The sequence below is a fragment of the Flavobacterium sp. J27 genome, from assembly GCF_004303025.1.
Classification (GTDB): domain Bacteria; phylum Bacteroidota; class Bacteroidia; order Flavobacteriales; family Flavobacteriaceae; genus Flavobacterium.
Genome location: NZ_PJQW01000008.1, coordinates 102,107 through 115,524, shown reverse-complemented (window position 1 = coordinate 115,524; position 13,418 = coordinate 102,107). Strand labels below are relative to the sequence as shown.

13 protein-coding genes are annotated in these 13,418 nt (G+C 31.6%); 12 read left to right on the top strand and 1 reads right to left on the bottom strand.

Annotated features, from left to right (window positions below):
• The first annotated feature begins 27 nt into the window (after positions 1–27).
• Positions 28–1,878, top strand: coding sequence for a CocE/NonD family hydrolase (locus tag CX675_RS12430; protein ID WP_130735565.1), 1,851 nt, complete (start codon positions 28–30; stop codon positions 1,876–1,878).
• 173 nt (positions 1,879–2,051) lie between these two features.
• Positions 2,052–3,914, top strand: a complete 1,863-nt coding sequence (locus tag CX675_RS12425) for an ABC-F family ATP-binding cassette domain-containing protein (RefSeq protein WP_130735564.1) — start codon at positions 2,052–2,054, stop codon at positions 3,912–3,914.
• Positions 3,915–3,983: 69 nt separating this feature from the next.
• Here the strand turns inward: CX675_RS12425 and CX675_RS12420 are convergent, their stop codons facing one another.
• Positions 3,984–4,358 carry a hypothetical protein gene (locus CX675_RS12420; protein WP_130735563.1) on the bottom strand — a complete coding sequence of 125 codons (375 nt, stop codon included), beginning with the start codon at positions 4,356–4,358 and terminating at the stop codon, positions 3,984–3,986.
• Between the two features lie 122 nt (positions 4,359–4,480).
• Here CX675_RS12420 and CX675_RS12415 point away from each other — a divergent pair, with 122 nt between their 5' ends.
• The 10 genes from CX675_RS12415 (at position 4,481) to CX675_RS12375 (ending at position 13,382) form a co-directional block, all read left to right on the top strand.
• Positions 4,481–4,831, top strand: a complete 351-nt coding sequence (locus tag CX675_RS12415; RefSeq protein WP_130735562.1) for a helix-turn-helix transcriptional regulator — start codon at positions 4,481–4,483, stop codon at positions 4,829–4,831.
• A gap of 73 nt (positions 4,832–4,904) precedes the next feature.
• Positions 4,905–5,732, top strand: coding sequence for an O-methyltransferase (locus tag CX675_RS12410; RefSeq protein ID WP_130735561.1), 828 nt, complete (start codon positions 4,905–4,907; stop codon positions 5,730–5,732).
• Positions 5,733–5,808: 76 nt separating this feature from the next.
• Positions 5,809–6,498, top strand: coding sequence for an ABC transporter ATP-binding protein (locus CX675_RS12405; protein WP_130735560.1), 690 nt, complete (start codon positions 5,809–5,811; stop codon positions 6,496–6,498).
• Between the two features lie 7 nt (positions 6,499–6,505).
• Positions 6,506–6,673, top strand: a complete 168-nt coding sequence (locus CX675_RS19845; protein ID WP_165396039.1) for a hypothetical protein — start codon at positions 6,506–6,508, stop codon at positions 6,671–6,673.
• Positions 6,674–6,834: 161 nt separating this feature from the next.
• The gene (locus CX675_RS12400) at positions 6,835–7,695 is read left to right on the top strand and encodes a RimK family alpha-L-glutamate ligase (protein WP_130735559.1); all 861 of its coding nucleotides are present in this window, start codon (positions 6,835–6,837) and stop codon (positions 7,693–7,695) included.
• 213 nt (positions 7,696–7,908) lie between these two features.
• On the top strand, positions 7,909–8,478 hold the full coding sequence (locus tag CX675_RS12395; RefSeq protein WP_130735558.1) for a cob(I)yrinic acid a,c-diamide adenosyltransferase: 570 nt from the start codon (positions 7,909–7,911) through the stop codon (positions 8,476–8,478).
• A gap of 188 nt (positions 8,479–8,666) precedes the next feature.
• Positions 8,667–8,888, top strand: a complete 222-nt coding sequence (locus CX675_RS12390) for a DUF2795 domain-containing protein (RefSeq protein ID WP_002986941.1) — start codon at positions 8,667–8,669, stop codon at positions 8,886–8,888.
• An 85-nt stretch (positions 8,889–8,973) separates the two neighbouring features.
• Entirely contained in the window at positions 8,974–12,330 is a 3,357-nt protein-coding gene (secA, locus tag CX675_RS12385; RefSeq protein WP_130735557.1) for a preprotein translocase subunit SecA, read from the top strand.
• Positions 12,331–12,409: 79 nt separating this feature from the next.
• Positions 12,410–12,982 (top strand): hypothetical protein, encoded by a 573-nt coding sequence (locus CX675_RS12380; RefSeq protein ID WP_130735556.1) that lies wholly within the window; start codon positions 12,410–12,412, stop codon positions 12,980–12,982.
• 1 nt (position 12,983) lies between these two features.
• On the top strand, positions 12,984–13,382 hold the full coding sequence (locus CX675_RS12375; protein WP_130735555.1) for a hypothetical protein: 399 nt from the start codon (positions 12,984–12,986) through the stop codon (positions 13,380–13,382).
• Positions 13,383–13,418 lie beyond the last annotated feature (36 nt).

The window sequence follows — 13,418 nt, the reverse complement described above, 5'->3', positions numbered from 1 at the left end:
TTCGAAGAAAATAAATATTGTACCAAAATGAAAACATTTGCTCAAATTATACTTTTATTATTTTCAATTGTTTCATTCTCTCAGGAGGATATAGCAGCAAATTATGATAAAAAAGAAGTATACATTCCTATGCGAGATGGTGTAAAATTATTTACAGCAATTTATACTCCGAAAGACATTTCAAGAAATAACAAATATCCTCTTTTAATGCAACGTACTTGCTATAGTATTGCTCCATATGGGGAAGAAAATTTTAAAAAATCATTAGGACCAAATACATTCCTTTTACAAGACAAATACATTTTTGTTTACCAAGATGTGAGAGGACGATATATGAGTGAAGGTACTTTTACAAACATGACTCCACAGGTAGAACACACTTCGAAAAACAATATTGATGAAAGCACAGATACTTATGACACCATTGATTGGCTTGTTAAAAACATTAAAAACAATAATGGAAAAGTAGGTCAATATGGTACGTCTTATCCTGGTTTTTATACTGCTGCAGGCACACTAGCAAATCATCCTGCTTTAGTAGCTTCTTCACCTCAAGCCCCTATTTCAGATTTCTTTTTTGATGATTTTCATCATAATGGTGCTTTTTTAATGGGATATTTTAAAACATTTTCTGTTTTTGGAGTACAAAAAACAAAACCAGAAGAAAAAGCTTGGTATATGGACCAATATATTAAACCTATTTCTAAAGATGGTTCTGTTTTTTATAATGAGCTTGGTACTTTAAAAGAAGCAGTTGACACCTATTATTCCGATAATTTTTTCATGAATGAAGTAATGACGCATCCCAATTATGATGCTTTTTGGCAAAAAAGAAATTTATTACCTCATTTAAAGAACATTAACCATGCTGTAATGGTTGTAGGTGGTTGGTTTGATGCAGAAGATTTAGCTGGCCCTTTAAACATTTATAAAACGATTGAAAAAACAAGTCCAAATGCAAAAAATACTATTGTAATGGGACCTTTTTCTCATGGTGCTTGGGCAAGAGAAACAGGCAAACATTATCATAACCAAATTTATTTTGGGGATAGCATTGCTACTTTTTACCAAAAAAATATGGAATACAAATTTTTTAATCATTACCTAAAAGGAGACGCCAAAAATGCTGTTGATTTGCCAGAAGCCTATATGTATGACACCGGTAAAAAAGAATGGAATGAGTTTACAAATTGGCCCCCAAAAGAAGCTAGTAAATTAAATTTCTATTTTCGTTCTAACGGTGAATTACTACAACAGAAACCTCAGAAAATATATTTTAGTGAATATTTTAGTGACCCAAACAAACCGGTTCCAAGTAGTGAAAATTATGCCGATTTTAATGGTTTTACACCAAGAAATTACATGAGTGAAGACCAACGTTTTGCTACAAGTCGCCCTGATGTATTGACTTTTACTACAGATTATTTAACTGAAGACATGACACTGGCAGGAGAAATTATGGCTAACCTAAACATTGCTACGGATGCCACAGATGCCGATTTTATAGTAAAATTAATTGATATTTATCCATTAGACGAATCAGAGAACCATGACAAACCCGATGTAGTTTATGCTAATTACCACCAAATGGTCCGTAGTGAAATAATGCCTGCGCGTTTTAGAAATAGCTTTGAAAAGCCTGAACCTTTGAAACCAAATACAAAGACTGAAATCAATTTTAGATTGCAAGATGTATTACACACGTTTAAAAAAGGTCATAAAATTCAAATCCAAATTCAAAGTACTTGGTATCCTTTAATGATGGTAAACCCTCAAAGTTTCTTAGAAAATCCGTATTTAGCTACTAAAGACGATTATACTAAAGCCTTTATGAAAGTATATAGTGATAGTCATATTGAAGTAGATGTTTTGAAATAAGTTAAAATAAAAAGCTGTCTTTTAGACAGCTTTTTTTATTCCTAAAATTGACAAATTACGACATATCTTAAAATTCAAAACTTTTAGATTTTAAACTTTATAGCTTCAACAAAAAAATTACTTTTGCAAAACAAATGGCAAATTGCCTTATTGAAAATTGACACCTTACATTTATGAATTACCTTTCAGTCGAAAATATATCCAAAGCATACGGAGAACGTGTTTTATTTGACAACGTTTCTTTTGGAATTAATAAAGATCAAAAAATTGCATTCATTGCTAAAAATGGTTCCGGAAAAACTACCATCATGAATATGATTAACGGTTTAGACGAACCCGATTCGGGACAAGTAGTACTTCGAAAAGGAATTAATATGGCTTTTTTATCTCAAAACAATAATTTGCAAGACGAACTAACTATTGAGGAAAGTATTTTTGCTTCAGATAACGATACCTTAAAAATTATAGAAGCTTACGAAAAAGCTTTGGAAAATCCTGAAGAAGAAGAACAATACCAAAGAGCTTTTGATGACATGGATCGCTACAATGCTTGGGATTTTGAAACACAATACAAGCAAATTTTATCTAAATTAAAATTAGATGATTTAAAATTAAAAGTTAAAAATCTTTCTGGTGGTCAAAAAAAACGCTTATCATTAGCTATCATATTAATTAATAGACCTGATTTATTAATTTTAGATGAACCAACCAATCACTTGGATTTAGAAATGATTGAATGGTTAGAAGATTATTTTGCTAAAGAAAATATCACTTTATTCATGGTCACACACGATCGTTTTTTCCTAGAGCGTGTGTGCAATGAAATTATTGAATTAGATAATAATAAGGTATACCAATACAAAGGAAATTATTCGTATTATTTAGAAAAAAAGGAAGAACGAATTGCTTCTGAAAATGCGAGTATCGATAAAGCACAAAACCTTTTTGTTAAGGAATTAGCTTGGATGCGTCGCCAACCCAAAGCAAGAACTACCAAATCCAAATCGCGTCAGGATGACTTTTATAAAATTAAAGAAAAAGCCGAAAGTCGTAGAAAAGAAAATGTAGTAGAATTAGAGATTAATATGGAGCGAATGGGGAGCAAAATTATTGAAATGGTAAAAGTGACTAAAAAATTCCCTGAAAAAACCATACTCGATGATTTTTCATATTCTTTCCAACGGGGAGAACGCATTGGTATTATTGGAAAAAATGGAACTGGCAAATCTACCTTTCTAAATATTTTAACGCAAACAATGTCACCAGATTCAGGAAAAGTAATTATTGGCGACACAATTAAAATTGGTTACTATACACAAAGTGGCATCAACCCAAAACCAGGACAAAAAGTTATCGATATCATTAAAGAATATGGAGAATACATCCCTCTAACCAAAGGAAAGATCATTTCTGCATCACAACTATTAGAACGTTTCCTTTTTGATGCCAAAAAGCAATATGATTTTGTAGAAAAATTAAGTGGTGGCGAATTAAAAAGATTGTACTTGTGTACCGTTTTAATTCAGAATCCAAATTTTTTAATCCTCGATGAACCTACCAATGATTTAGATATTGTAACCTTAAATGTTTTGGAAAGTTTTCTTTTAGATTATCCAGGGTGCTTGTTAGTGGTAAGTCATGATCGTTATTTCATGGACAAAATTGTGGATCACTTATTTGTTTTTAGAGGGGAAGGAAAAGTAGAAGATTTTCCTGGAAACTATTCCGATTTTAGAAGTTATGAAGATTCGGCAGAACCTAAAGAACTCCATGCAGTGAGTACCGAAAAAGTAAATTGGAAAGAGAAAAATGCAACAGCTTCCGGATTATCTTTTAACGAACAAAAGGAACTCGCTAAAATTGAACGTGAAATTAAAGATTTGGAACACGAAAAAACCAAAATTGAAAAAGAATTTGCCGATGGAAAAGTAGCAGATGACAAGATTGAAGCCAAGGCAAACGAACTCCAAAAAATAATTCAAACTTTAGAGCAAAAAGAAGAAAGATGGTTTGAATTATCTGCTAAATCACAATAATAAAACTATTTTTAAACATCCAAATATCTTTAATCAATTGAAAATATTTGGATGTCTAAAAATGAAAAATTAAATTTTTCCTGAGATTAAATTTTTGTATTTATTTAATAATGCTTTTGTCATTCCTAAATTTGATTTTGTGGAATCAACCGCTAGGTAAATAAAATATTGATTGTCTTCTGAAACATCTACTATATGTATTTGTCCCGTTAAATTAATCATAATATTATCTATAGATTGATTCAAATTAAGTGCTTTAATTGCATTCAACTTCGCTTTAACCACTTCAAGATTGTAAGCTGCCGCTAATTCTGGATCAAAATCAGGCAAAGCAGAATCAGAATAATACGAAATTCCACTTTTCACTTCAGTTATTGCTACAGCTAAATAACCCGCAACATTCTTTTTCAATTCTTCTCCAAATTGATTTAAAAATTCAGACATAATATTTGTTTTATTAAATTAACTAATTAATTCCTAAATTTGCATCACAGGAACGTTTATTCATTTTTTTGTACAAATGTAAATTATTTTGAATGCTATGCAAATTTTAACAAACAATTTTAATGGATAATTTTAACGAATTAGGTGTTAGGTTTTACAAATATTTAAAAACCAAAGGTTTAGGAGTAAACGACACTGCAAAATTATTAGGTTTATCTGGAAGTCAAATTAGCAATATTAAAAACGGAAAAGTTTTCGGAACAGACAAAATGTTCAAAATATTGAATAAATTTGAAGACTTAGATGCTAATTGGTTGTTCAGAGGTGTCTCAAAAGAGATTCCAAACGTAGATATTAATCATTTAGATTATGTAATTGAATTACAAAAAGAAAGAATTATAGATTTAAAGAAAGAAAATGCCGAACTAAAAAAAGAAATAAAAGCTTTACAAGCAAAAATTTCTAATGTATAGCCCTATCCTTCTTTCAAATATTTTAATGAATTTATATCTTCGCAATCATTTTTAGAATTCTTCCCATAAAATAATGGTGTTTCATATTAAAGCCTTCTTAACATTTCTTTTCCACGCTAAAAGCGAACATGGAGTGCATTCACCATTTGTTTATAATGTAATAACTAAATGCTTTTATGACAACTCTAAGTATTCCGAATATACTACCCTAAAAAACTATCGAAAAGCACTTTTAGAAAATAAAAACACTATCGAGGTAACCGATTTTGGAGCGGGTTCAAGAGTTTTTAAATCAAACATTAGGATAATTGCTGCTATTGCAAAAAATGCTGGAATTACTCCTAAAAACGCACAATTATTATTTCGTATTGTACAGTATTTTCAACCCGAAACCATTTTAGAAATTGGCACTTCTTTAGGATTAGCTACTTCTGCCCTATCATTAGGTGCTGAAAACTCAAAAATTACAACGTTAGAAGGTTGTCCAACTACTTTGTCTGTTGCAAAAGACCACTTGACAAATTCAACTATAAAAGCCAAAAACATTGAGTTCATAAATACCGAATTCACAAAATACCTTTCTTCCAACAACCATCAACCAGTAACCTACAACCTTATCTACTTCGATGGAAATCACTCCAAAAAAGCCACTTTAGCTTATTTTGAAGCATTACTTCCAACTGTTACTAATAATAGTGTTTGGATTTTTGACGACATTCATTGGTCCAAAGACATGGAAGAAGCTTGGAAGATAATTCAAAACCATCCCAAAGTAACCGTAACCATAGATACCTTTCAATGGGGAATAGTTTTCTTTAGACAAGAACAAAAGAAAGAACATTTTATAATTAATCCCAAAAGAAACCTTAGTTCCTACCTATTTAAAAAAATTAGAATCTAATTGTAACAAATTAACTTCTTTTTCTACTTATGTGTAATTAAGAATTCAACTTTCTAAATTCTAAATTCTAATTTAAATGGCACAACCTATTATTGAAATAAAAGGAATTAAAAGAGATTTCCCTTTGGGAGACGAAATTATTCACGTTTTAAAAGGCATCGATTTAACTATTAATAAAGGCGAATATGTTGCTCTTATGGGACCATCTGGTTCAGGAAAATCTACTTTAATGAATCTTTTAGGTTGTTTAGACACACCTACTTCTGGAAGTTATGTATTGAATGGAAAATTAGTGAGTCAAATGCATGATGATGAACTCGCAGAAATTCGCAACAAAGAAATAGGTTTCGTTTTTCAAACTTTCAATTTAATGCCCCGAACAACAGCTTTGGATAATGTAGCATTGCCGATGGTTTATGCAGGTTATTCTAAATCTGAAAGAAATGAAAGAGCCACAGAAGTACTCACACAAGTAGGTCTGTCAGATCGTATGGATCACAAACCGAATCAGTTATCTGGTGGTCAAAGACAACGTGTGGCTGTGGGTCGTGCTTTGGTAAACAAACCTGCCATTATTTTAGCCGATGAACCAACTGGAAACTTAGACAGTAAAACTTCGGTAGAAATTATGAATCTTTTCAATGAAATCCATGCCAAAGGAAATACCGTTATTTTAGTAACACATGAAGAAGACATTGCCGCTTATGCACACCGAATCATTCGTTTAAGAGACGGACTTATTGAAAGCGACAATCTAAATAAATAATAGGAATATGAAATCCAAAGCTTTTTTTATTGTAGCCATTTTAGCCGTTAGTATTTCACAAATTCTTACGCATTATTTTCAGTTTAACGATTTAACTAAAGGTATTTTAACAGGATTAGGACTAGGTCTTTTATTGTTAGCGCTTTTACAAAAAAACAACACCGCTAAAAGTTAATTTTAGAAGCGAATCGCTTGGTTTTTATAGGTTATCCTTTTTCCTGCCATTCCAAGTAGTCCCGAAAAAATCGGGAGCTACTTTTTACTGTCAGAGCTAGTTGTTTTTCCATTTCTTCTTTTGTTTGGAAGTCCTTATCTTTGAAAAACAAAAATAAACCCATGACAAAAATTGCTTTACTTACTTGCGATAAATTACCTCATTTAAAACCATCTGACCAACAACTTATTCCCGAATTAAAAAAACATAATATAGAAGCCCGTGCTGCTATTTGGGATAATTCTGAAGAAGATTGGACCGCTTACGATTATCTGGTTTTCAGAAATACATGGGATTATTATGAAAAAGAAGAAACATTCAATCAATGGCTTTCTAAAATAGAGCATCTAGGTATTCCTACACTAAATTCATTGAACGTAATTCAAAAAAACAAACATAAATTCTATTTGCAAGAATTGGAACAAAATGGAATTACTATTTTACCCACCTATTTTCAGAAAAAAACAGCTCATCTCGACTTAAAAAACAACATTCCTGCACATTGGGAAAAAATGGTTATTAAACCTGCTTTTTCTGCGGGTTCTTATTTAACCAAAGTATTTGAACCCTATGAAATGGAACTCATTAATATAGAATATCAATCCATTGCTCAAGAAAAAGATTTGTTAGTTCAAGAATTTCAACCAGAAATTACTTCATCAGGAGAAACTTCATTTATTTTCTTTAACAAAGAATTTTCTCATGCTGTCAATAAAAAACCAGCTGCAAACGATTTTAGAATTCAAGTTCAGTTTGGAGGCCAATATACTTTAGTACAACCTTCAGAATCTTTGATTCAGCAAGCGCAAGAAATTGTCAATCAATTTCCAGAACCATTACTATATGCACGTGTAGATGGAATTGTAAAAAACAACACCATACACTTAATGGAAGTAGAATGCATTGAACCCGATTTGTATTTTGATTATGCTCCAGAAGCATTAAGGAAATTTATACATGCAATAGTGCAATTAATTCAGTAAATTTGAAAATAAAATGGACATGTTTTTTTTGGTCGGTATTTTGGCGTTTTTATACATTGCATTGAGATTGGTGCAAAAAAAGAATTCAAAAAATCTAAATCATAGAAAACCATTTCATATTAAGTATAGTAAAAGCAAAAACAACTTAAAAAAATAGAACTACAATTTTCTGAAATAAATGTCAGATTTTTAAATTCCAAACGCTACATTCATATGAAAGTATACACAAAAACTGGAGATAAAGGTACCACAGCGCTATTTGGTGGCACACGAGTTCCTAAACATCATATTCGCATTGAAAGCTATGGTACAGTTGATGAATTAAATTCACATATTGGATTAATTCGAGACCAAAACATAAATGCTCATTATAAAAACGTTTTAATTGAAATCCAAGATCGTCTTTTTACTTTGGGAGCTATTTTAGCGACTCCTCCTGAAAAAGAAATCTTAAAGAACGGGCAACCTCGTTTGCAACAATTAGGCATTATTGAAAGTGACATTGAATATTTAGAAAAAGAAATAGATGCAATGGAAGAAGACCTTCCACCTATGACACACTTTATATTGCCTGGCGGACATACAACTGTGTCATATTGTCATATTACTAGGTGTGTATGCCGAAGAGCTGAGCGCTTAGCCACACATTTAAATGACATAGAGCCAATCGACACCTTAGTTTTAAAGTATTTAAACCGACTTTCTGACTACCTTTTTGTACTGGCACGAAAGTTGTCTTACGATGTAAAGGCTGAAGAAGTAAAATGGATACCAAGAAAATAATTTATTGGATTTAAATCGCAGAAACGGCCTTTTTTAATGTTAATTGCAATGTCCTAATTTAATAGCTTTAAGACTGCGTTTGGAACACTAAAAAAACACGTTCTTATAAATAATAAAAAATAAATCAAAAAAAACTTGATTTTTTAAGTTAAAAAATTATTTTTGCATAAATTTAAATCGATAGAAAAATGTATTGGACATTAGAACTAGCATCTTATTTAAGTGATGCTCCTTGGCCTGCTACCAAAGACGAACTTATCGACTACGCAATCAGAACTGGTGCTCCTTTAGAAGTAGTAGAAAACCTTCAATCGATTGAAGATGAAGGGGAAATCTACGAATCAATGGAAGAAATTTGGCCTGATTATCCAACAGATGAGGATTATCTTTGGAATGAGGATGAGTATTAAAAAATAAAATAACAACATTTAAAAAGTCTCGAAATGAGGCTTTTTTTTGTACATTTACACACCTAATTTTTGAATAAAAATTATTATGAGTTTAATTAATTCTATATTAAAAGCTTTTGTAGGAGATAAATCTCAAAAAGACGTAAAAGCCATACAACCACTTGTAAACAAAGTAAAAACCTTTGAGACCGCACTTGCCTCATTATCTCACGATCAGTTGAGAGCAAAAACAGATGAGTTCAAAGAAAAAATAAAAACAGCTCGAGCTGAAAAAGACAGTAAAATTGAAACACTGAAAATTGAAGCCGAAAACACAACAGACATAGACAAAAGAGAAGATATCTATTTAGAAATTGACGCTTTAGAAAAAGAAGCCTATGAAATTTCTGAAAACATATTAAATGAATTATTGCCAGAAGCTTTTGCGGTTTTAAAAGAAACTGCAAAACGTTTTAAAGACAATACTTCTGTTACTGTAACCGCAACTCCAAGAGATCGAGAATTATCGGCAACAAAACCTTATATTGCTATTGAAGGAGACCATGCTACTTGGGCAAACTCATGGGATGCTGCTGGAAAAGCTATCACTTGGGACATGATACATTATGATGTACAGTTAATTGGTGGTGTTGTTTTACATCAAGGAAAAATTGCTGAAATGCAAACTGGTGAAGGAAAAACTTTAGTAGCTACACTACCACTATACTTAAATGCTTTAACAGGTAATGGTGTACACTTAGTTACCGTAAACGATTATTTAGCAAGACGTGATAGCACGTGGAAAGCCCCGTTGTTTGAATTTCATGGTTTAACTGTTGACTGTATCGACAATCATCAACCGAATACGGCTGCTCGTAGAAAAGCCTACAACGCAGATATTACTTATGGAACAAATAACGAATTTGGATTCGATTATTTAAGAGATAATATGGCGCATTCCCCTGAAGATTTAGTTCAAAGAAAACACAACTACGCTATTGTAGATGAGGTGGATTCTGTATTAATCGATGACGCGCGTACACCTTTAATTATTTCAGGACCTGTACCACAAGGAGATCGTCATGAATTTAACGAATTAAAACCAAAAGTAGACAACTTGGTTTCTTTACAAAGAAAATTAGCTACGGATTGTCTTACTGAGGCAAAAAAACTTATTAAAGAAGGTAACACTAAAGATGGTGGTTTCTACTTATTACGTTCCTATAGAGCCATTCCAAAAAACAAAGCGTTAATTAAATTCTTATCGGAAGAAGGAATCAAACAATTGCTTCAAAAAACGGAAAATCATTACATGGCAGATAACAATCGTGAAATGCCAAAAGTAGATGAAGCATTATATTTTGTAATTGAAGAGAAAAACAATCAAGTTGAATTAACTGATAACGGTATTAAATTCCTTTCTCAAGATACCGATGAATATTTCTTCGTTTTACCAGATATTGGAACTGAAATTGCAAAAATTGAAAAACAAAATTTATCTACAGAAGAAGAAGCAGAAAAAAGAGAAGAATTATACAAAGATTTTTCTGTTAAATCAGAACGTATTCATACATTAACTCAGTTACTAAAAGCCTATACTTTATTTGAAAGAGATACAGAATATGTCATTATGGATAATAAAGTAATGATTGTTGACGAGCAAACGGGTCGTATCATGGATGGCCGTCGTTATTCTGACGGATTACACCAAGCTATTGAAGCCAAAGAAAACGTAAAAATTGAAGCAGCTACACAAACTTTTGCAACTGTAACCTTACAGAATTATTTCCGTATGTATAGCAAACTTGCTGGTATGACAGGAACTGCAGTTACGGAGGCTGGTGAGTTTTGGGAAATTTATAAATTAGACGTTGTTGAAATTCCAACAAACAGACCGATTGCCAGAAAAGATAAAGAAGATTTAATCTATAGAACCGTTCGTGAAAAATTTAATGCAGTAATTGAAGATGTAGTTGGTTTATCACAAGCTGGTCGCCCAGTATTAATTGGTACTACTTCGGTAGAAATTTCGGAATTATTAAGCCGAATGCTAAAAATCAGAAATATTCCACACAATGTATTGAATGCTAAAATGCATAAAAGTGAGGCTGAAATTGTTGCAGAAGCAGGAAAACCAGGAGTGGTAACGATTGCTACTAATATGGCGGGTCGTGGTACCGATATTAAATTATCTGATGAAGTTAAAAAAGCGGGTGGTTTGGCGATTATTGGTACAGAACGTCATGATTCAAGACGTGTAGACCGTCAGTTAAGAGGTCGTGCTGGTCGTCAAGGAGATGTAGGTAGTTCACAATTTTATGTATCATTAGAAGACAATTTAATGCGTTTATTTGGTTCAGAAAGAGTAGCCAAAGTAATGGATAGAATGGGATTAAAAGAAGGTGAAGTGATTCAGCATTCTATGATGACTAAATCTATCGAAAGAGCACAGAAAAAAGTAGAAGAAAATAACTTTGGTGTTCGTAAGCGCTTATTAGAGTATGATGACGTAATGAATGCGCAACGTGAAGTAGTATACAAACGTCGTCGTCATGCACTAGAAGGAGAACGTTTAAAAGTAGATATCGCAAACATGATGTATGACACTTGTGAAGTGATTGTACAAAATAATAAAGCCACAAGTGATTTTAAAAACTATGAATTTGAATTAATTCGTTATTTTTCAATTAGTGCTCCTTTTACGGCTGAAGAATTCTCTAAATTACAAGAACGTGAAATCATCAGTAAAACATATAAAGCAGTTTTAGATCATTATACAGAAAAATCAGAGCGCAATGCTAAAGAAGCATTCCCTGTAATTAAAAATGTATATGAAAACAATAACGGACAATATGAACGTATTGTAGTTCCTTTTACAGATGGCATTAAGTCATTAAACATTGTAACTAATTTAGATAAGGCATATAGCACAGAAGCAAAATCATTAGTGACTGATTTTGAAAAAAATGTATCTCTTGCTATTATAGATGAAGCTTGGAAAAAACATTTACGCAAAATGGACGAGCTAAAACAATCTGTACAATTAGCAGTGCATGAACAAAAAGATCCTTTACTTATCTATAAATTTGAAGCTTTCAACCTTTTCAAAAGAATGATGGACGAAGTTAATAAAGATGTCATTTCATTCTTATTTAAAGCAGATTTACCTTCTCAAAATGAAAACACAATCAGTGAAGCAAAAGAAGTAAGAAGAAAAGAAAACTATACTGAAAGTAAAGAAGAAGTTTTAAATAGCGATGAATTAGCAGCAAAAAACAGAGAAGCAGGTCAACAAACTCAAAATCGCCCTCAAGTTACGGAAACTATTGTGAGAGAAACTCCAAAAATCAACCGTAATGATACTGTTACTATTAAACACGTTATGAGTGGTAAAACTGAAACTATGAAATTTAAAAAAGCAGAAAACCTAATCGCTTCGGGTGAGTGGGTTTTAGCACAATAATTCTTTAAAACTACGTTAAAAAACATCCTCAATTCTACTAAGAGTTGAGGATTTTTTTATCTTTGAAAAAATCTATAATATGAAAACTAAAATAGCATTATTTATTGCCTTATTTTTTATCTCTTTTACCCATTTTTCACAAGACATGAAAAGCTTGAAAAAAGAGGTTTTAAAGACATACAAAGCCACAACTTCTATGAACTATGATGCAATATTTGCAACAACATACCCAAAAGTATTTGACATTATTCCAAAAGAATCTATGAAAGAAATGTTTGAACAAATGATGGATAATGAGCAGTTCAATATTCAACTGGTTGAAGTAGAGCCTAATTTTACATTTGGTGAAATTAAAACAATTGGTACACAAAAATTCTGTCTAATCGACCACGACAATCTGATGTTAATGAAATTTAAAACCCCTATGGAAGATGCTGAAGCCATGACTGATATTTTTAAAAAGTCTATGGATGCTAATAATGTAACTTTCGATAAGGAAAAAAACCAATTTAAAATTGAAATTCGATCTACTCTCATAGCTGTTTCTGACGAATCGACTGGCAACCAATGGAAATTTCTAAACAAAGACAAAGAAAATCAATTATTTAATATGATATTTGATGAAAAAATAAAAACAGAATTAGGTTTATAACATGACAAATGAAATCACCTTTTCCCAATTCTTTTCGTTGGTTTTAGAGAGTATTACTAAAGGAACTTTTGCCAAATTAACATTAGCAAAGACCATTGGGAAACCTGAATTGCAAAATATCTATGTAAAGTTAATTCTTGAAGAAGATGTGCTAAAATGTACTTTTACAAAAAAAATCTACGATGGTGAAAAAAAAGAAATTACTTCAATCCATCTTATTAAAGATATTGAAAGTGAGCTAACCCCTTATCTTACTAATCCTTTTTTAACCGCTTTACTATTTACCACGGAAGCTGATATTACCATGAAAATAAACAAGAAAAAAGTAGCTAGTATTATTGAACAACCTCCTACTTTTAAAAATGCAGATACAGTTTTAACAGACTATTTAAACAAATAAAAAATCCAACTTCTTAAGTTGGATTTTTTATTTTTC

Coding starts and splice junctions, on each gene's coding strand:
- CX675_RS12430 (WP_130735565.1), top strand. CDS start 28: ATGAAAACATTTGCTCAAATTATACTTTTATTATTTTCAATTGTTTCA.
- CX675_RS12425 (WP_130735564.1), top strand. CDS start 2,052: ATGAATTACCTTTCAGTCGAAAATATATCCAAAGCATACGGAGAACGT.
- CX675_RS12375 (WP_130735555.1), top strand. CDS start 12,984: ATGACAAATGAAATCACCTTTTCCCAATTCTTTTCGTTGGTTTTAGAG.
- CX675_RS12420 (WP_130735563.1), bottom strand. CDS start 4,358: ATGTCTGAATTTTTAAATCAATTTGGAGAAGAATTGAAAAAGAATGTT.
- secA (WP_130735557.1), top strand. CDS start 8,974: ATGAGTTTAATTAATTCTATATTAAAAGCTTTTGTAGGAGATAAATCT.
- CX675_RS12380 (WP_130735556.1), top strand. CDS start 12,410: ATGAAAACTAAAATAGCATTATTTATTGCCTTATTTTTTATCTCTTTT.
- CX675_RS12410 (WP_130735561.1), top strand. CDS start 4,905: ATGGTGTTTCATATTAAAGCCTTCTTAACATTTCTTTTCCACGCTAAA.
- CX675_RS12405 (WP_130735560.1), top strand. CDS start 5,809: ATGGCACAACCTATTATTGAAATAAAAGGAATTAAAAGAGATTTCCCT.
- CX675_RS12400 (WP_130735559.1), top strand. CDS start 6,835: ATGACAAAAATTGCTTTACTTACTTGCGATAAATTACCTCATTTAAAA.
- CX675_RS12390 (WP_002986941.1), top strand. CDS start 8,667: ATGTATTGGACATTAGAACTAGCATCTTATTTAAGTGATGCTCCTTGG.
- CX675_RS12415 (WP_130735562.1), top strand. CDS start 4,481: ATGGATAATTTTAACGAATTAGGTGTTAGGTTTTACAAATATTTAAAA.
- CX675_RS19845 (WP_165396039.1), top strand. CDS start 6,506: ATGAAATCCAAAGCTTTTTTTATTGTAGCCATTTTAGCCGTTAGTATT.
- CX675_RS12395 (WP_130735558.1), top strand. CDS start 7,909: ATGAAAGTATACACAAAAACTGGAGATAAAGGTACCACAGCGCTATTT.